The 17,734-nt window shown below is 69.3% G+C and carries 13 protein-coding genes; 5 read left to right on the top strand and 8 right to left on the bottom strand.

Annotated elements, in window-relative coordinates; translation table 11 throughout:
• The first annotated feature begins 34 nt into the window (after nt 1-34).
• The 3 genes from E1295_RS12950 to E1295_RS12940 all read left to right on the top strand — a co-directional run bounded on the left by E1295_RS12950 (nt 35) and on the right by E1295_RS12940 (nt 2,826).
• Nucleotides 35-1,345 (top strand): M16 family metallopeptidase, encoded by a 1,311-nt coding sequence (locus tag E1295_RS12950; protein ID WP_132630504.1) that lies wholly within the window; start codon nt 35-37, stop codon nt 1,343-1,345.
• 99 nt (nt 1,346-1,444) lie between these two features.
• The gene (gene dapB / locus E1295_RS12945; protein WP_132630503.1) at nt 1,445-2,182 is read left to right on the top strand and encodes a 4-hydroxy-tetrahydrodipicolinate reductase; all 738 of its coding nucleotides are present in this window, start codon (nt 1,445-1,447) and stop codon (nt 2,180-2,182) included.
• Nucleotides 2,183-2,352: 170 nt separating this feature from the next.
• Nucleotides 2,353-2,826 carry a GNAT family N-acetyltransferase gene (locus tag E1295_RS12940; RefSeq protein ID WP_132630502.1) on the top strand — a complete coding sequence of 158 codons (474 nt, stop codon included), beginning with the start codon at nt 2,353-2,355 and terminating at the stop codon, nt 2,824-2,826.
• Here E1295_RS12940 and E1295_RS12935 read toward each other — a convergent pair.
• Nucleotides 2,823-3,548, bottom strand: coding sequence for an AAC(3) family N-acetyltransferase (locus E1295_RS12935; RefSeq protein WP_246080006.1), 726 nt, complete (start codon nt 3,546-3,548; stop codon nt 2,823-2,825). The two genes, E1295_RS12940 and E1295_RS12935, sit on opposite strands and share 4 nt — an antisense overlap.
• Nucleotides 3,549-3,827: 279 nt before the next feature.
• Between E1295_RS12935 and E1295_RS12930 the strand changes: the two genes are divergently transcribed.
• Nucleotides 3,828-5,147, top strand: a complete 1,320-nt coding sequence (locus tag E1295_RS12930) for an MFS transporter (RefSeq protein WP_281284736.1) — start codon at nt 3,828-3,830, stop codon at nt 5,145-5,147.
• Here E1295_RS12930 and E1295_RS12925 read toward each other — a convergent pair.
• Nucleotides 5,097-7,067, bottom strand: a complete 1,971-nt coding sequence (locus E1295_RS12925) for a tetratricopeptide repeat protein (RefSeq protein ID WP_132630499.1) — start codon at nt 7,065-7,067, stop codon at nt 5,097-5,099. The two genes, E1295_RS12930 and E1295_RS12925, sit on opposite strands and share 51 nt — an antisense overlap.
• A 211-nt stretch (nt 7,068-7,278) precedes the next feature.
• Entirely contained in the window at nt 7,279-7,437 is a 159-nt protein-coding gene (locus E1295_RS48650) for a hypothetical protein (RefSeq protein WP_166427198.1), read from the bottom strand.
• Nucleotides 7,438-7,647: 210 nt separating this feature from the next.
• Between E1295_RS48650 and fxsT the strand changes: the two genes are divergently transcribed.
• The gene (gene fxsT, locus E1295_RS12920) at nt 7,648-10,143 is read left to right on the top strand and encodes an FxSxx-COOH system tetratricopeptide repeat protein (protein ID WP_166427197.1); all 2,496 of its coding nucleotides are present in this window, start codon (nt 7,648-7,650) and stop codon (nt 10,141-10,143) included.
• Nucleotides 10,144-10,167: 24 nt separating this feature from the next.
• Here fxsT and E1295_RS12915 read toward each other — a convergent pair whose 3' ends face one another.
• The 5 genes from E1295_RS12915 to E1295_RS12895 all read right to left on the bottom strand — a co-directional run bounded on the left by E1295_RS12915 (nt 10,168) and on the right by E1295_RS12895 (nt 17,690).
• Entirely contained in the window at nt 10,168-11,451 is a 1,284-nt protein-coding gene (locus E1295_RS12915) for an HEXXH motif domain-containing protein (RefSeq protein ID WP_132630497.1), read from the bottom strand.
• Nucleotides 11,448-12,680, bottom strand: a complete 1,233-nt coding sequence (locus tag E1295_RS12910) for an FxsB family cyclophane-forming radical SAM/SPASM peptide maturase (protein ID WP_246080005.1) — start codon at nt 12,678-12,680, stop codon at nt 11,448-11,450. Before E1295_RS12910 ends, E1295_RS12915 begins: the two co-directional genes overlap by 4 nt.
• 97 nt (nt 12,681-12,777) lie before the next feature.
• Nucleotides 12,778-15,462, bottom strand: a complete 2,685-nt coding sequence (locus E1295_RS12905; RefSeq protein WP_132630496.1) for a hypothetical protein — start codon at nt 15,460-15,462, stop codon at nt 12,778-12,780.
• A complete protein-coding gene (locus E1295_RS12900) occupies nt 15,455-16,438 on the bottom strand; it encodes a hypothetical protein (protein ID WP_132630495.1) in 984 nt (327 codons plus the stop codon). Before E1295_RS12900 ends, E1295_RS12905 begins: the two co-directional genes overlap by 8 nt.
• Before the next feature lies 1 nt (nt 16,439).
• Entirely contained in the window at nt 16,440-17,690 is a 1,251-nt protein-coding gene (locus tag E1295_RS12895) for a KAP family P-loop NTPase fold protein (RefSeq protein WP_132630494.1), read from the bottom strand.
• Nucleotides 17,691-17,734: the final 44 nt, after the last annotated feature.

The raw sequence follows: 17,734 nt of genomic DNA, 5'->3' as shown, positions 1-17,734 counted from the left end.
TCATCAGCGGCGTCGTGCTGACGAAGAAGGTTTCGTGAGCACGACCACGCTGCACCCAGGCAAAGACGGCGCCGGGGTGGTGAGGCGCACCGTTCTGCCCGGTGGGCTGCGCGTGGTGACCGAGACCATGCCGACCGTGCGCAGCGTCGCGGTCGGCATGTGGGTCGGCATCGGCTCGCGTGACGAGGCCCCCGAGCACATGGGCGCCACCCATTTCCTCGAACACCTGCTGTTCAAGGGCACCCCCACGCGCGACGCCATGGAGATCTCCGCCTCCATCGAGGGCATCGGCGGTGAGATCAACGCCTTCACCGCCAAGGAGTACACCTGCTACTACGCGCGCGTCCTCGACGAGGACCTGCCACTCGCGGTCGACGTGCTCGCCGACGTGGTGACCAGCTCGCTGGTGGCCGAGCAGGACGTCGAGTCGGAGCGCGGGGTGATCCTCGAAGAGATCGCCATGCACGACGACGACCCGTCCGACGTGGTGCACGAGCAGTTCGCCGCCGCGCTCTACGGTGACTCCCCGATCGGGCGGCCCATCCTGGGCACGGTCGAGTCGATCAACACTCTCGGACGCGACCGGATCGCCGAGTACTACCGCCGCTACTACCGGCCCCGCCGCACGGTCGTCTCGGTCGCGGGCAACGTACGCCACGAAGAGGTCGTCGAGCTGGTCACCAGGGCCTACGAGCGGGCGGGCATGCTCGACGGCCCGGCCGAGTTCGCGCCGCCGCGCACCAGCGGTCCCGGCGCCGAGACCCGCTCGGGCGTCACGGTGCTCGACCGGCCGACCGAGCAGGCCAACCTGGTGCTCGGCACGACCGGCATGACCCGCACCGACGACCGCAGGTTCGCGCTCGGCGTGCTCAACGCCGCGCTGGGCGGCGGCATGTCGTCCCGGCTCTTCCAAGAGATCAGGGAGAAGCGCGGCCTGGCCTACTCCGCCTACAGCTACACCTCGGCCTACGCCGACACCGGCCAGTTCGGCATCTACGTGGGCTGCCTGCCCTCGAAGATCGACGACGTGCTCAAGATCTGCCGTGACGAGGTGTCCAGGGTGGTGGCCGACGGCCTGACCGACGAGGAGATCATGCGCGGTAAGGGCCAGATGCGCGGCGGTCTCGTGCTCGGCCTGGAGGACACCGGCTCGCGCATGTCGCGCATCGGCAAGAACGAGCTCGTCCACGAACAGCTGATGTCGGTGGACGAGGTGCTGGCCCGCATCGAGGGGGTCACGCCCGACGAGATCTCCGAGGTGGCCGCCGACGTGCTCAACCGGCCGCTCACGCTCGCCGTGATCGGCCCGTACGGTGACAAGGACTTCACCGACGCCATCCGCTGACCCGCCGCTCAGGACCCCGGCCCGCGCAGGGCCGGGGTCCTGCGTGTTCGCCGACGTGGGCCGGGAGACGGATCGGGGCAGGACGATAGGGTTGTCGGTGTGATCAAGGTAGGAGTGCTCGGCGCCCGCGGCCGCGTGGGCGTGGAGGTGTGCAAAGCGGTCGAGGCGGCCACCGACATGGAGCTGGTGGCGGCGCTCGACAAGGACGACTCCATCGAGGGGCTCGCGGGCGCCGAGGTGGTGGTCGACTTCACCCATCCCGACGTCGTCATGGGCAACCTCGAGTGGGCCATCGGCCACGGTGTCCACCCGGTGGTGGGCACGACGGGGTTCGACGAGGGGCGGCTGGAGACCGTACGCCGATGGCTGGCGGCATCGCCGGGCACCAACTGCCTGATCGCCCCCAACTTCGGCATCGCCGCCGTGCTGATGATGCACTTCGCGCAGCGGGCGGCCCGCTATTTCGAGTCCGCCGAGATCGTCGAGCTGCACCATCCCAACAAGGCCGACGCGCCGTCCGGCACGGCCCGGCGTACGGCTGAGCTGGTCGCTGAGGCGCGCGCCGAGGCGGGGGCGGCCCGGATGCCCGACGCCACCAGCACCGCGCTCGACGGCGCGCGTGGGGCCGACGTGGAGGGTGTCCGCGTGCACGCGGTGCGCGTGTCGGGGCTCATCGCGCACCAGGAGGTGCTGCTCGGCGGCGACGGCGAGATCCTGACCATCCGGCACGACACGATGAGCAGGTCGGCGTTCACGCCCGGCGTGCTGCTCGGGGTGCGCAGGGTCCGCGAGCTGCCCGGTCTCACCCTGGGGCTCGAGCCGCTGCTCGACCTCTGATCCTCCGGCCGGCCGCGGCCTCCGCCGGGGTCGGCGCACACGACGTGCCCACCACCGGGCGGTCGTGGGCACGTCGTGAGGAGAGGGCCCCGGCTCCGCACAGCCGGGCCTACGTTCACCAAGATTAATACCCGTGGCGAGGTCCGCCCGAGAGATGAGATCGTGTCGGCATGGTGCGATGGGCGGATGCGGCGGAGCTGGCCGGCCTGGTGGCCGTCGAGCAGGCGGCCGACGGGCTGTTCGCCGAGGTGGGCATCGTCTTCCCGCCCGGCACGACCATGATCGAAGAGGTTGACGACCCCGGAAGGGTCCTCGTCGAGGGTGCGCCTCCCGAAGGGTTCGCCCTGCTGGGCACGGTCGACGGCAACGTGCACCTCGACCAGCTCGCCGTGCACCCGCGCAGCATGCGCCAGGGCATCGGCGGGCGGCTGATGACGGCGGTGATCGACCACGCGCGGGCCTGCGGCGCCCCGGCCGTGACGCTGACGACCTACCGCGACGTGCCCTGGAACGCGCCGTGGTACACCCGGCACGGCTTCACGGTGCTGCCCGAGCCGGAGTGGGGGCCGCAGCTGCGCGCGCTGGTGGAGCACGAACGGGAGCTCGGCATCGAGATCGCCCCTCGCGTGGTGATGCGCCGCTAGCCGCTCCGGGCGGGGCGGTGCGCGGCGAACCAGCGGGCGGCGTGGTCGACGGCGTCGGGCAGCGAGAACAACCGTGCGCGCGCTCGCCCGACCCGGCCGACGCGTACGGCGCCCGTTCGCTCGAAAGAGGCGCCGACGACCGCGAAGTCGCTGTCGTCCAGCGCCACGTCCTCGAACGCGCACCAGGTCCGGCCCGCGCCGTCGTCCACCACGGCCCGGTACGTACGGCGCGGCGGACGCTTGGTGTAGCGGTATTCGGCCAGGTGGAAGGCCGTGCACTTGTCGTAGCCGACGCCGAGCAGCAGCACCGTCGCGCCGACGTCGTACAGTTTGGCGAGCGGGGAGCGCTCGCCCAGGAGACAGTCACGGGCATGACCGTCGACGATCTTGGCCGCCAGCGGGCCGACGGCGGCGAAGGAGGTCTGGGGGTGGGCGCTGCGCTGCGCCTTCGCCAGCGTGCGGACGTGCTCGGGGATGCGGCCCATGGCGTCGGTGGGAGTCGTCGCCGGGTCGTAGGCCGGCATGCGCGCGCGGTAGGCGGCGACCTGTTCGGCCGACATCCCGGCGATCGCGGCGCGGTGAAGGGGCGAGGTGTCGGAGTTGGCGGACGTGCCGGTGGGCACCACCAAGGTGCCGTCGGGGCCGAGCGCACCGCGCAGCGCGGAGACGACCGCGCCCGCTCCGCCGTCGATGTGTCCGAGGCTGCTGAGTGAGGAGTGCACGAGGACCACCTGCCCGGAGCGGAGCCCAAGCGCCTCCAAAGCGTTTGTTAGGTGGGCAAACCTCATAATAAGGAATCCTTGCTCATCACGTTTGATAGGTCACTGCGTCGGACACGCAAAAATGCTAGCCGCTGGTTTCGTGACCTATACTGGCGCGGGTTGCTAGCGACAAGTCTTCGTAGCGCCCTCCCCATCCCAGAGCAAGAGGCGGACTGTCGCCGTGACCGTTTCCCATGGTGATCGTAGAATCACGCCTCGTGACGACCCGGGGCGGGGGATTTGAGCGGGGCCTACAGTCTGTGGCGCTACATCTCGCGCCGGTCGAAGATAACCGAATTCTCCATTGTGTGGGCGGGCTCGATGGCCTCCACGATCGGCTCGCGCACTTTTGGCGTAGCTTATCCGCTGCTCGCGCTGGCGCAGACCGGCTCACCCGCCGCGGCAGGCTTGGCGGGGTTCGCGCTGGCCGTCCCGATGCTGGTCTTCTACATCCCGGGCGGCCTGCTGGTGGACCGGGTGTCCGCGCGTACGATCATGCTGGTCACCGAGAGCGGTCGCTGGCTGACCGTGGTGGCCGTGCTCCTGTCGATGCCCGGTGGCGGCCCGTCGTTGCCCTGGCTCATGGTGGCCGCCGCGTTCGAGGGCACGCTCTGGGTCCTGTACACGCTGGCCGAAACGGCGCTGCTGCCCTCGTTGGTGCGGCCGACCATGATGTGGCGGGCGATGGCCAAAAGCGAGTCCGTGGGACATCTCGCCTCGCTCGTCGGGAGGCCGTTGAGCGGATATCTTTTCGGAGCCGGGCGATATATTCCTTTTGCGCTCAACGCGGTGCTTTTCGTCGTCTCCTGGCTCTTCTTCTTCGCCTTGCGGCGGGTGCCGGAGCGGCCTGATGCCGAGCCTCCGCTGTTGCGCGACCTGTCCGCGGGGTTTCGCGCGCTCATGGACCAGCCGTTCCTGCGCGGCTCGATCCTGGTGACGACCTTCACGAACCTGATGGTCAACGCGCTCATCATGATCTTCGTGGCCGGTTCCGCCGGGATGCCCTCGCTGGCGATAGGACTCGTGCTGGCGGCGAGCGGCGTGGGAGGCATGCTCGGCTCGGTCGTGGCCTTCTTCCGGGAGCCGCCACGCGAGGTGCTGATGATCCACGGCTGGACGTGGGTGGTCGCGCTCGCGCTGGCGGCCGTCGGCGCAGGGGTCCACGCAGGGCCGCCCTTCTTCGCCATGGCGTTCTTCGCCACGGGGTTCGCCGGGGCGTTCAGCAACGTGGCGATCAGGTCCGCGGAGGCGGAGAACATCGACCGCCGGACGCTGGCCCGGGTGGTCGGCGTGTCACGACTGGCCTCGCACGGTGCGCTCTGCCTGGCGTCCCCTTTGGGGGGCCTGCTCGTCACCGGGCTGGGCGTGACCGGGGGCGCGATCGTGCTGTCCGTGACCATGGCGACCGCCATGGCGCTGGCCCATCCCGGTGCCAAGGTGCGCGCGGTCCTGCTTCCCCGCCTTCCGGAGACCCGGATCGATGGGGAAGAACCGGTCCAGGAGGAGTTGTCACTGCGCGGCGACAAGCCGCCGCGCAGGTTCGGCCATGTGATGCGGTAAGGCGGGCGTTCGTGCGGAGATCGCACGTTTGGCGAGGTCCACGGCCGATGCGGTCTTTCCGGCGAGTTGCTCCACCCTGGCCGCATACCACAGCAACGGTCCGTGATCCACGGACTCCGCGAGGGCCTCGACCATCTCCCGCTGAGCTTCCCTCATACTGTCGACCTGCGCCAGCGCGAGCGCGTGCGCGACCTTGGCGAACGGCCACCGCAGCGGCTTGGCCCGGTCGAGGTCGCGTAACGCGGCGCGCGGACGTTCCATGCCGGCCAGGATCTGACCACGTCGAAGGAGGGCGTCGGTATTGTTCCCCTCTCTGTCGAGCACGCCGTTGAGCATCCCCACAGCCGCGTCCGGATGCCCACCGTGCCACAGGGCCCACGCCAGCTCCGTCTGGATGGTCAGGTCCGCGGGCACCCGGATCATCGCGGCCTGGAGCTCGCGTACGGCCTTGGCGGGGGAGCCCTGTGCGAGCCGGAGCCGCCCGATGGCGGTGAGCAGCGGTCCGACGGAGGCCACCGCACCGGCGGTCTCGAAACCCTTGGCGGCCGTGCTGTAGCGGGAGATCGCCTCGTCCAGATCCCCGCGTTCGTAGGCGACGTTGCCGAGCAGGGACTCGATCTGCGCGCGCACAGAGAGGTCGTCCCCGGATCGGGACAGCGCCTCCTCGCCGAGCCTGGCTGCCAGCAGGAGGTCTCCCTCGCGGTGCGCACTCGCGGCCTCGCCGAGCAGGTCATCGCAGCCGGGCGAGGCGGGCGGAGGTGACTGCTGCTCGTCCCGGCCAGGAGCCTTGAGCAGGTGGTGGTGGGCCAGTTCGTAGACCTCCTCGCCGCCCCGCCGGCCGGCGAGGAGGATGTGCCGTTTCACCAGCAGGGCAAGGACGGATCGGCCCACCCCCGCTGTTTCGACCGTGCCCTGCCGGACGGCCCGGCGGCTGCGCGTACGGCTCTCCGTACGGTCGGAGAACGTCATCCGCAGCCACGTCCTCAACCTGCGGTCATCGCCGTCGTACCGCTGCCAGGCGATCCGCCCGATCTCCCTGTCATAGTGCCCGGACAGCGCCCGGTCGGCATACCCGAGCACGTCGCTCATCGCGATCTGCTCCTGCTCGGGCGGCAGCGCGTTCCACAGCGCTTCACAGACCACCTGGAGCTGGACCGGGTGCACCTCGCGCGACCTGCCCGGCGGGTCCGCGCGAGGTGCGGCGTTGAGGAGCTCGGCCACCAGTTGCTCGGCCGCTCCCGGAGCGAACGCGCGTCCAGTGCCCCGCACCGGCCCGCGCACCGCTTCGAGCGCGCTGTCGCTGTCCAGTGCCTCCAGCGAGAACCGTTCCAAGGGGTGGTCGTCGGCGTTCGGGACCGCGCCGAGCAGTTCGCGCTCGTGCTCGAGGAGATCTCTCAGCCGGTCCGCGCGGATCGACAACAACACCCGGAGGCGGGAGTTCGCCTGCAGGGCCTCCGCGAGCTGGCAGAAGAACCAGTCGCGGTGCTGTCCGTTCCTCCTGCCGGGGACGAACAGCTCCTCGACCTGGTCGACGGCCATCAGCGTGACCGTCGGCTCGCCGTAGGCGTCGTGCTTGACCGGCCGGGTACGAAGGAACGCCGGGATCGTCATCCCGGCCAGCCGGGTGGGCCGCGCCGCCGGGGACCACGACGCCAGCAGGGCCAGAACGTACGGATTGTGCGGGGCCAGCGCGGCCCGCGGGAATGTGGAGCCGTACGACACCTGCCCCAGCGGCAGAACGTCCGTCATGCTCGGGCTCAGCAGCGGCAGGACCCCGGCCTGGATCAACGACGACTTCCCGATGCCGGAAGCGCCGTACAGGATGGTCAGCCGCTGTGTCTGCCAGAGTTTGCAGACCTCGCGGGATTCTCTGTCGCGACCGAAGAACACGTGGTGGTCCGCGGCACGGAAAACGCTCAAGCCCACGTACGGTCCCGACGTTCCCCGTTTCATGCCGGAAGTCGCCATGCCGATCTCATCCACAGCCACATTTCACCGCACATATCGTCCATGTCGGAAGGTGGTTGCGACTTTTCGCATGCGAGGCATTTCCAGCACACCCGCCCGGGTCGAAAGGTTCTTTTTCGGGCGTGGCCGGCTCCTGGATCGGCAGTGGATCCGCGAAGCGCGCCTAGATGGAGCTGGTGAAACCTGCGATCTGCTCCTTGTCGTCCGTCAGGCACGACGCCAGCGCGTTCCGGAGTGCGGCGCTCTCCATTTCGTTCAGCTTGTGCAGAGAGACGGCCGACACGTCGATCAGCCGGCGGGATCCGTACTGTCCGTCACGCATGTGCGCTCCATCCTTTTCGGTCACCCGAATATCGAAAACATGCGAGCGTTTATTGGCAAGTGCGTGGGCCTGGCGGAGTTCACTCCGGCGTGAATCCTCTTATGATTCTGTGCTAGATGGCCCGATCAATCAACCTCTAGGATGGATAATGCGTTTGGAGACCATTCTGGTGTGAAGCGGAGGACCGACGTGACGGATAACGCTTACCCCATGGCTCAGAGCCCGAAGATCTGGGAGCGGGTCCCCAAGCGCAATCCCAACTTCACCGGCCGCGCCGACCTCCTCACCGCGCTCAGAAAGAGCATCAACACCGTGACCGCCGTCGTAGCCCAGCCCCAAGCGCTGCAGGGTCTCGGTGGCGTCGGCAAGACCCAGCTGGCCATCGAATACGCCTGGCAATACCGCGATCACTACGACCTGGTCTGGTGGGTCTCCGCCGACCAGCCGCTGCTGGTCCCGTCCGTGCTGGCGGGAATGACGCAGGCGCTGAACCTGCCTCCCGCCAGCAGCACCGGCGTCGAGCAGGCCACGCAGTCCGTGCTCAGGACGCTGGAGAGCGGCACCCCCTACCGCCGGTGGCTGGTGATCTTCGACAACGCCGAGGAACCCGACTACATCAAGGACTTCATCCCCCGAGGGCCGGGTCACGTGCTCATCACGTCGCGCAATTCGCGCTGGAGCGACCATGAGCCCACCATCGAGGTCGACGTCTTCCGCCGTGAGGAGAGCGTGGCGTTCCTGCAGCGGCGCCTGCGCACGTCGATCGGCGAGCCGGAGGCCGACCTGCTGGCCGACAAGCTGGGCGACCTTCCGCTGGCGTTGGAGCAGGCGGCCGCGCTGCTGGCGCGGACGTTGATGTCGGTGGACGAATATGTGGCCCTGCTGGACGAGCAGACGAGCCGGCTGCTCAGCCTGGAGAAGGCACCGACCTATCCTCAGTCGATGACCGCAGCGTGGCAGCTGTCGGTCTCCCAGCTCGAAGACCGCATCCCCGCAGCGGTCGAGGTGCTGCGCTGCTGCGCCTTCTTCGGTCCCGAGCCGATCCCTCGGGATGTGTTCCGCCGGGCGAACCGCGCGGTGGGGCCGCGCCTCGCGCCCATCCTGTCCGACCCGATCGAGCTGACCAACGCGCTCAGCAACCTGGAGCGCCTGGCACTCGTCAAGGTCGAGCCGTCCACCCGCACCCTCCAGGTCCACCGCCTCAACCAGGCGCTGCTCCGCGACGAGACCTCGGAGAAGGACCGTGCCGAGCTCCGTCACGAAGTGCATCTCCTCCTCACGGGCACCGCGCCCAGCGACGCCGACGACACGAGCAGGTGGCCCCAGTTCGAGGAACTGGCCGCCCATCTGGAGCCGTCGGGGTTGGTCGAGTGCACCGTGCCGGCCGTTCGGCAGTTCGCGCTCAAACTGGTGCGCTACCTCTACGTGCGGGGCAGCTACCGGCAGGCGCAGGCGCTTCTCGACGAGTACATCACCAAGTGGACGGCGGCGGGCGGAGCCCTGCAGCCCGAGGTGCTGATGGCCCAGATACAGCTGGGCATCGTCCACCTGGCCCTCGCCAGGTACACCGAAGCGGAAGAACTCATGTCGCAGGTCGTGGACCAGATGGCCGAGACACTCGGCCCCGAGCACCCCGACACCCTGTGGGCGAAGAACAGTTACGCCGCCGCGCTCCGTGGCCGTGGTGAGTTCCTCCAGGCACGTGAGCTCGACTCGGAGGTCCGGTCGGGATACAACCGGCTGCACGGCGAGGACGACACCCTGAGCCTCCAAGCCCGTAACAACCTGGCCTTGGACTACGCGCTGACCAGCGAGTACAAGCAGGCCCGTGACATGCTGCTCGACGTCTACCTCTACATGAGCAGTGTGGAGGGCGTCGGCAGGCGCCCGCTGCTGCAGATGTGGAGCAACCTGAGCCGGGCCGTCCGGCTGAGCGGCCAGTTCCAGGTGGCCACCGACATGGCCGAGGAGGCCTACTCCTACGGCGTGTCCCACCTCGGGGACGACCACCCCACGACGCTCTCGGCGGCGAAGGACTACGCGATCGCGCTGCGCAGAAGCGGGCGGCTGGCCGAGGCTCTCACCCTCATGACCGACACGCACACACGCCTGCACCGCCTCTACGACGAGGGACACGCCGACACGATGGCGGCCGCCATCGGCCTGTGCAACGTGTTACGCGCCCATGGCGACCTCGAGGAGGCGACGGCGACGGCGCAGCGCGCGCTGCGGCACTACCCCATGATCTTCGGTGACGACCACCCGTTCACGCTGGCGGCCAGGATCAATCTCGCCCTGCTCCTGCGTCTGAACGGCGACCCCGCTGCGGCGCTGGAGATCGACGAGCAGGTCCTGTCCGGTCTCACGGTCCGGGTCGGCCGCGACCACGACTACGCCGTGAGTTGCGCCGTCAATCTGCAGAACGACCTTGCCGCCCTGGGCCGGCACGAGGACGCCCGGCGGCTGGGAGAGGAGAACCAGCGCTGGATCCGCACGCACTTCGACGAAGACCACTACATCAGTCTCGTATGCGCCGCCAACCTGAGTCACGACCTGCGAGCCACGGGCGCCGAGGCCGAGGCTGACCGCCTCCTGTCGGAGGTCAAGCAGCGGTTCGACACGGTCATGGGGCGTGAGCACCCCGACGCTCTCGCGATGATGGCCGGTGAGCGGATCAACTGCGACTTCGATCCCCCTCCCATCTGAGGTGGGCCGATGCGCCCGCCCGTCTCACGGGCGGGTGCCTGCCCAAGTCGCTCTGTGGTTCTCGGAGCGCCGGCGAGCTTGCACGGCCGCGGCCGGCGTGACCGGCTCGGCCAGCCAGCGGGCGAGCGTGTCGCGCAGCGTGGAGACCAGATGCGTGCCGGCCTCCGTCAGCGCGCCGCTGCCGAGGAGAGTGCCGGTGACCTGGTACGCGGCCTCACGCCAGTGGGCGAACTCCACCTGGGCTTGGTGCGCGTGCTGCGGATCGCCGGTGTGCCCGCGCCAGAATCTCGCGACGCCCGCGTGCGCGTACGCGCCGTGCAACAGCCCGAAGAGCGGGCGCGGGTCGGGACGCCACGGCGCGTAGAAGCGGCGGCCGTCGTCGGGAGCGACCAGCTCCACCACATCGCTCAGGGCGTTCAGCTTGGCGTGCTGGAGTTCGTGCGTCAGGGTGAGGGCCATGCCCATCCCATCGACCGGGTCGGACAGCGCGATCGTGCCGAACGTGTCCCGTGCGGAGGCGCTGTGCTGTTCGAGTGACGTGGTGACCACGGGGGTGAGCACCGAGACCGCCGTCGCCAGTTCCCCGGCCACCGACGGGTGGCGGTCCAGCAGCACCTGCCAGGCCTCGCGCAGACTGGCCGCCCACAACTGCAGCCGCTCGCTGGTCAGGCGTTCGCCGACGTCGTCCCCCGGCCAGCGGTAGGGGTCGAGGTCGTCGATGATCAGGCTCACGTCCTGGGAGACGGGGACGCGGTGCAGCACCTGCCAGCGCGGCCCGTCACCTGAGAGGCTCACCTCGTACGTGTGCCCGCCGACGTGCAGCTCGGCGCCGTCCTCCGTGGGTTCGGCGACCGCCTCGACCACCTCGGGCAGGTCGCCGGGCAGGGTGAGCAGCCCGAGCGAGGGCAGCATGAGCTCGCCCCCAGGCACCGGCACGTGCAGCCGGCAGGAACTCCGCGTGCGGATCGCCGCGGAGATCGCGACCGCCGCGAGCCGGCCCGGGTCTCCGCCGCCGCGGGGGAGTCCGCGGCAGGCCTGCAGCGCCCAGGCGCCCACCGCTGGATGACGCAAGAGGCGGTCGACCTCCGAGGGGAAGACGGTCTCCAGCTCGGACACGGTCTCGTAGGCGCGAGAGACGAGAGCGGCGTGCGGGTGCCGCGTCCGGTGCGCCTCGGCCACCAGCAGCCGTACGAGGAGCCGGTGTTTGCTCGCCTGCGCGGCGCACAGCTCACCGACGGCCTGCGCGCCTCCCTCACCCGTGGACAGCCCGGCGAATGCGGCGCTGGACACCACGTGGACGGCGTTCATCCGGCTCCACGCAGCCGGGCCATGTCACGCTCGCAGCGCGTCGCGATGTGCGTGATCAGCCGGTACAGGTCGGGACAGTAGACGGACGGTTCGGCGAAGCCGGTGTCCTGGTGGTAGCGGTGGGCGTACAGTCCGCCCCCGCAGACGGACATGAGATCGCAGCGGTGGCACGTGGCGGAGAGCGCCTGCGCGCCGATCTGCCGGGCGACGAACGAAGGGCTGCGCAACGCCCTGTCGAGAGGGTCGCGGAGCACGTGGAGCCGGGTCTGGGCCGCGCCGTGATAGGCGCTCTTCAGGATGTCGGACTGCTCGATGCCGCCGTCGGTCTCGATGACCACCATGCGGACGGGCGACAGCCCGACGCTCTCCGCCCGGGAGGAGCCGCCCATGATCAGACGCATGATCTCCCGGAAGAGCCGGATCTCGGTCTGCAGGACCGGGCTGTCGTACCAGTGGTCGAAGACGCAGATCAGCCAGTCGGCGTACGGTGTGGCCGCGGACCCGGTGTCGCGGAAGGGCGGCGGCGTGGCCCAGTTGCCGTGCGGCAGCAGGAAGTCGATCGCCGGCGGGTCGTACTCCAGCAGCGCCTCGTACGTCCGTAACGGATCGTTGCGTACGTCGACCGTGCACAGGATGCCGCTGAACAGGTGGTGGTAGGGCCCGTCGGTCAGCCGCCACAACGACTCGCTGACCAGGGCATGGCTGCCGCGGCCGTCGGCGAAGCGGCGGTGGCGGTCCTGACCTTCGGCGTCGCCGTCCAGACTGACCCCGACCCGCACTTCCAGCGACTCGAACAGCCGCAGGTACGTTTCGTCCAGGCGTACCCCGTTGGTCTGGACGTGAACGTTGACCTTGGTGCCCGTGTCGACCGCGCCGCGCATGCCCTCGACCAGGCGCGTGATGAGTTCGGGGCCCGCGAGCAGCGGCTCGCCGCCGTGCAGGATGACGTCGATCTCCGGCAGATCGTGGCGGGTGGCGTGCTCCGCGATGCGTTCGATCGCGCGGTCGGCGATGGCGTCGGACATTCTGCGCGGCTGGTCGCGCCAGCTCTGGTCGGCCATCTCGTACACGTAGCAGTGGCGGCAGGACAGGTCGCAGCGACTGTGTATCTTCAGAACGAACTGCTGAAAGGCGAGTGGCTCCCAACCGGTCGCCAGCAACGCCTCGACGTCGAGCAGTTCCGGGAATCCCAGGGTGAGCAGTGGTCTCGGTACAGGGTCTCCTGACAACGGGTACCTCTTCGCTCTCGCGCCCCAACTGGCCCTCGCTCATGGCGGAGTGCTGCGTTGAACCCCGGTCCTTATGTCTCACGACTTAGACGGTGAGTCAAGATTTATAGCGATTAATCCGATTATCTTCCTGGTAATAGAGCAACTCCTCAAAGAACAGAAACAGCTCATCGATTTCCGCGATCAGAGGAAGCCAGTCGTAGGTGCCGAAGCCGCCATGCTCCAGCGGCGACAGCAGATGCGCGGTGGCCCTGAGAGCGCTCGGCGGAATCTCGATCGGCATGACGTGGCTGACGCCGCCGCGGAAGGCCAAGGCCAGCGGGTGCAGCGGTCCGCGTACGCCGAGCGCCTCCAGCGCGAACTCGGCGGGTTGCCGCGAAACCGCGCCGTCGGCCAAGGCCAGCGTGCCGGGATTGGCCAGAGCCACGAGAACGCGCAGCTCAGGAGGCAGGTCGCGGAGCACACGCGGCGGCAGCTCCGCCTCGGCATGCCGCTGCCTGCGTGCCAGCAGGAGCAGCATCTCCGGACACCCCTCGCGCAGCCCGCGCAGCACGTCAGGAACACACTCGGCGGGCGAGTGCTCAGAGACGGCCAGCCGGCGTCCCATGGCCTGCCTGACGATCGCGAGCGGCTCGGTCAGCATGGCCTCCACCAGCCGCTGGTAACCGTCGTCGGGATCCTCGCGGAGGGCGTAGGCGTAACGTCCGACGGGGTCGGCGGAGTGCGGCTCGGCGCGTGTGCCCGCCTCGCGGGCCAGCCGGTCGAGGTCGCGTCGGGACTCCACACCCGTCACCGCGTGGCGCACCTTCCTGGCCGCCGGCGCCCTCCAGAGCAGAGCCGCGAGGCCCAGCACGGCGGCGCCTCCGGCGACCATCCCCATCTGTAAGGGGAGCGTGCCGGCCGTGGCCGCCGCGGCGAACAGCGCGATCGCCGTGACGACGGCCAGGGCCAGCGAAGCCAGCAGCTTCGCCCGCCTGCGCACGGCGAACGCGCTGGCCCTGCGGAACTCCAGCCAGTCGGCCACGGCCCGCGCGTCCCTGGCCTCGGTGATGTGTTCCACGAGCTCCGCACGGCGGGTCCGCCAGTCAGGGCGCCGCCGGCGCTCGCGTTCGAGCCGTTCGGCCACCTCGTCGAGCCTGCGCTGCAGCGCCAGCACCTCGACCTGACGTGCCGAGGTCAGCTCGTCCAGCCGCGTGCGCAGCTCCTGCAGGGCCTCGTCCTGCGGGGGCGGCTCGTCGGAGACGGCCGGCATGGCGGCGAGCCGCTTGACGAGCTCGTCCAGCGCGCGGTCGAAGGCGGGGGAGCCGTCGGCCACCAGGACCACGTGCATCGCCTCGCGCAGCACGGTGAGTACGGTGGGGCTGACGTATCCCGTGACAAGGAGCGCCGTGAACGCCGAGGACGAGCCGGCCCGCCTGGTGAGCATCACGTCGGCGTTGGCCACCTCGTCGTCGAAGAACACGGCCTCCGACAACCTGATCACGGCTCTCGGCGCGGGACCTCCGGGCAACTGGAACGACGTGATGGTGCCGTTCTCCTCGACCCGCTCAGCGGCGAGCCCGCAGGCCCGTAGCTCTCTCTCGACCAACGTCGCCAGGGCGGCGAAACCGGGCGCGCTGCTGTGCCGCGCGGAAACGGTCGTGACCAGCCGGGCGTCGATGAGCCCGGCGGGAGCCGCGGCTTCGAAGCCGGCCCAGGCCAGCTGGAGCAGCAGGCGGATGTTGCCGCCACTGTGCCGCAGCAGCTCCAGCACGCCGGCCTCGGTGAACGGCCAGATGTCGTCGCCGTCCGACTGCCGGGCGGCGTTGATGTACGTGGCGAGCACCAACGTCGCCTCACCCGGAGTGAGCGGCAGCATGTGACAGGCGCCGGCGCCCAGCCGCTGGCGCAGATCCTGCGGCATGCACTCCCAGCCCGCCTCGCTCGCCACCAGGACGAGCATCCCGCGAGCCCGCGGGACGGTTTCGACCAGGCCCTGCAGAATCCCGATGTTCCTGGGCACGGGGTCACCGTCGTCGAGCAGGAACTTCTCGCACTGGTCGAGCACCATCACGAACGGCCGGCCGCCGCCGGTCACCAGCCTGGTCAGCAGCTGCATACCGTAACGGCAGGTCAGGGGGTCGTCGATCTGGGCGCTGACCCCGAGCGCCCTGGAGGACTCCGGGCTGATCGGCCGCCCGCACAACCAGTCGTAGGCGTCATCGGCGAACCCGGGCCGCATCAGGTACGACAGCGCCCGCTGGAACTGCGGCCAGTCGCCCGCCACCGCGGCGATCTCCTTGGCCTGCTCCTCCAGCACCTCCCCGGACTCCACCGGGTCCGGACGGAACGGGCCCGACGCCTGCGACTCCCCGCCGACCGGTCTTCCCTCACGGCCGGACAGTTCCTCCGCCAGCGTGTCGAGGTAACTCAGGCTCAGCTCCGTCAGCAGGCTCAGCGGCAGCTGGGAGACCAGGCGCCGGTAGGCGGCGACGAAGTCGTCGTCCTGGAATCTCAGGTAGAGCTGTACGGCGTCGGGAGACTCCTCGTTGACGAACGCCATCATGGACCGCGCGGCGTGCGTCTTGCCGATCCCGTGCGCGCCATAAAGGCAGTGCAGAGCGCCGTCGTCGTCGAACGACGCCAGGTAGGTCCGAGCCTGCCGCACGCCGCCGCGCACGGCCGGCAGCAGCGCCGTGGGCGTGCTGTGGGCCCAGTCGGTCAGGAAATCCGGCAGGGACGTCTCTTCCGCGCTGGACGTGCCACGGGCCGGGAAGGGATTGCGCGCGGGGTAGTCAGCCATCGATGCCTCCAAGCCCGTTCCATCTCTCGCGCTGGTACATCCGGTTCACCAGCCAGCTCTCGGGCATGTGCAGGTCGTCCGTGGGCCACGGGTCGTCCTTGTCGTACTCCCGCAGCCGGAACTCCAGCAGCACCTCCAGATGCTGCATGGCCCGGCCGATGGTGTACCTGCGCCCGCTGAAGGCGTTCTTCACGCCTTCCTCGTGGAAGGGGGAGGGCGGCCGGCCCGTCCAGCGGCCGCGCGCCAGATGGGCCACCTGCTCCCCGGTCAGGGCGCTCAGATCCACGACGTGCACGTGAGAGGCCAGCCGCTGGCGCTCCGCCCTGGTCAGCCGGAAGGTGTTGGCGTGCTCATAGTCGTCGACCGTGAACACGACGACGGTACGGGTGTTCTCGAACACCTTGGTGGCCAGGGTGATCAGCTTCTTCGTCGGGACGCTCTCGTACCTGATGCCGAAACCCGCCCTCGCCGTCGCGTGGGTGGAACCGGTGAGCCCGGCGATCTCCTGAAGGTCGTACGCGTTCATCTGGTCGGCGTGCGTCCGCCGGCCCAGCTCGGTGAAGCGGTCGCGCAGCACGTCGGGGATGGCGATCGCCTGCTGGTTCATCTTGTTGCGCAGGGAGAGCAGCGTCGAGCACATCACCGGGTAGGGGTCCTGCGTCATCTCCTCGGGTTCCGCGCAGTGGATGGCGAAGCTCTCGCCGAGCCCGGCGGCGTCCCTGTAGAGGCTCATCACGTGGTTGGCCAGGGACGTTCTGCCGCTCTTGCTCACGCCGTTGATGAGGAAGAACACCGGGCGGTTCCCCCTGACCCCGGCCTCGACAGCCTCCTTGATCGCCGTGAGCCGGACGAATCCGGCCAGTTCCAGCAGGCGCGCGCGATCGGCGTCGTCGGCAACGGCGTTCAGCGGCCGGCAGGCGTACGGGTTGCCGGACCGCAAGCCGTAGAGCTCGTACCGGGCTTCGGCGGGCGGCATCTCACCCGCCGATCATGGTCAGGTAGGTGGGAAGCTCACCTGCGGTCGCCTCGAACGCCGACTCGGCGAACAACGGCGCCAGGAAGGCGTGCCTGTCGTGGTGGACCTGCGTCAGCCGCTGCACCTCGTCGGCTTGAGCCCCGAAACGCGCCTGGAAGCCCTGGAGCACGTCGGTGACCAGTTTGTCCTGGTAGGCGAGTTCGAGTGCGACCAGCAGCGCCGGTTGCCGTACCACGTCGGCGAACAGTTCCGGGCTCTGCACGCGCAGGACCACCAGCCGCACGACCAGGTCGGTGCGCAGCCCGGCCAGACCGGGCGTGTTCTCGATGACGGCCTCGGTCAGGCGCAGCAGGTTGAGCACCCGCTTGATCTTGCGCGGGTTGGGGGCGACGATCCGCTCCAGCGTCTCCACATGCCCGGCGGCCATCCCGCCGGGAAACGACTCGCGGATGAAGCTCCCCACCTCCGCGGGTCCGAGCGGGTAGAGGTGCAACGGGAGCTGGATCATCTTGTCCAGGTAGTCGTCGGCGACGAGGGTGTGGTCGGAGAGGCCGAACGGCTGATATTTCACCGACACCCCGCGGTCGACCACGTCCTTGGCGAGCGCGATCACGACGAAGACGTTGCTGAGGTCCAGGAACAACTTGATCGATTCGAGCACGTCGATGATCTGATCGGGCTCGCACCGGTCGAGGTCGTCCACGAAGAAGATGAGCTTCTTGCCCTTGGCGGCCAGGCGGTCGGCCTCCTGCTGTAGCAGGCCGCGCAACCGGCCGGTCTGGCTGTCGACCTGGCCGCGGAGCTCGGCGTACTGCTGGGCGAGCTTGCCGATCTTCTCCACGCTCGCGGAGCCCAGGTTGATTCTCTTCAGGATCTCGTCGGCCGCGAGGTTCAGCATGATCGCGCTGAGCCGGCGTACGGTGTCGGCGAAACGGCGGCCGGGGTCGGCGTTGAGGGTGTCGTGCAGGGCGTTCAGCAGGGGAAGTAACATCTCGGGCTCGCGGCGGTGCACCCACGGGTTGAAATGCACCCGGACGAAATCGTCGCCGTGCTGGTCAAGGAGCCGCTCGTCGACCATGCGCAGCAGGGTCGACTTGCCGCTTCCCCAGGCGCCGAAAATGCCGATGGTCAGGGGCGTCTGGGTGCCGGGATGGGTGATGACCGAAATGAGTGGATTAATGTAGCGCCGGAACTGGAGCAGATCTCCCCGCCAATCCACCGGCGCATCCGAGAGCATCGCAAAGTCGGGCATCGTCCCTCCAGCAAGAGGATGCCTTCTTTTTACGCTGAATACCC

This window comes from Nonomuraea mesophila, assembly GCF_004352805.1.
Lineage (GTDB): Bacteria > Actinomycetota > Actinomycetes > Streptosporangiales > Streptosporangiaceae > Nonomuraea > Nonomuraea longispora.
Note: the sequence above shows the minus strand (reverse complement) of the source record. Positions and strands in the feature narration are given on the sequence as shown.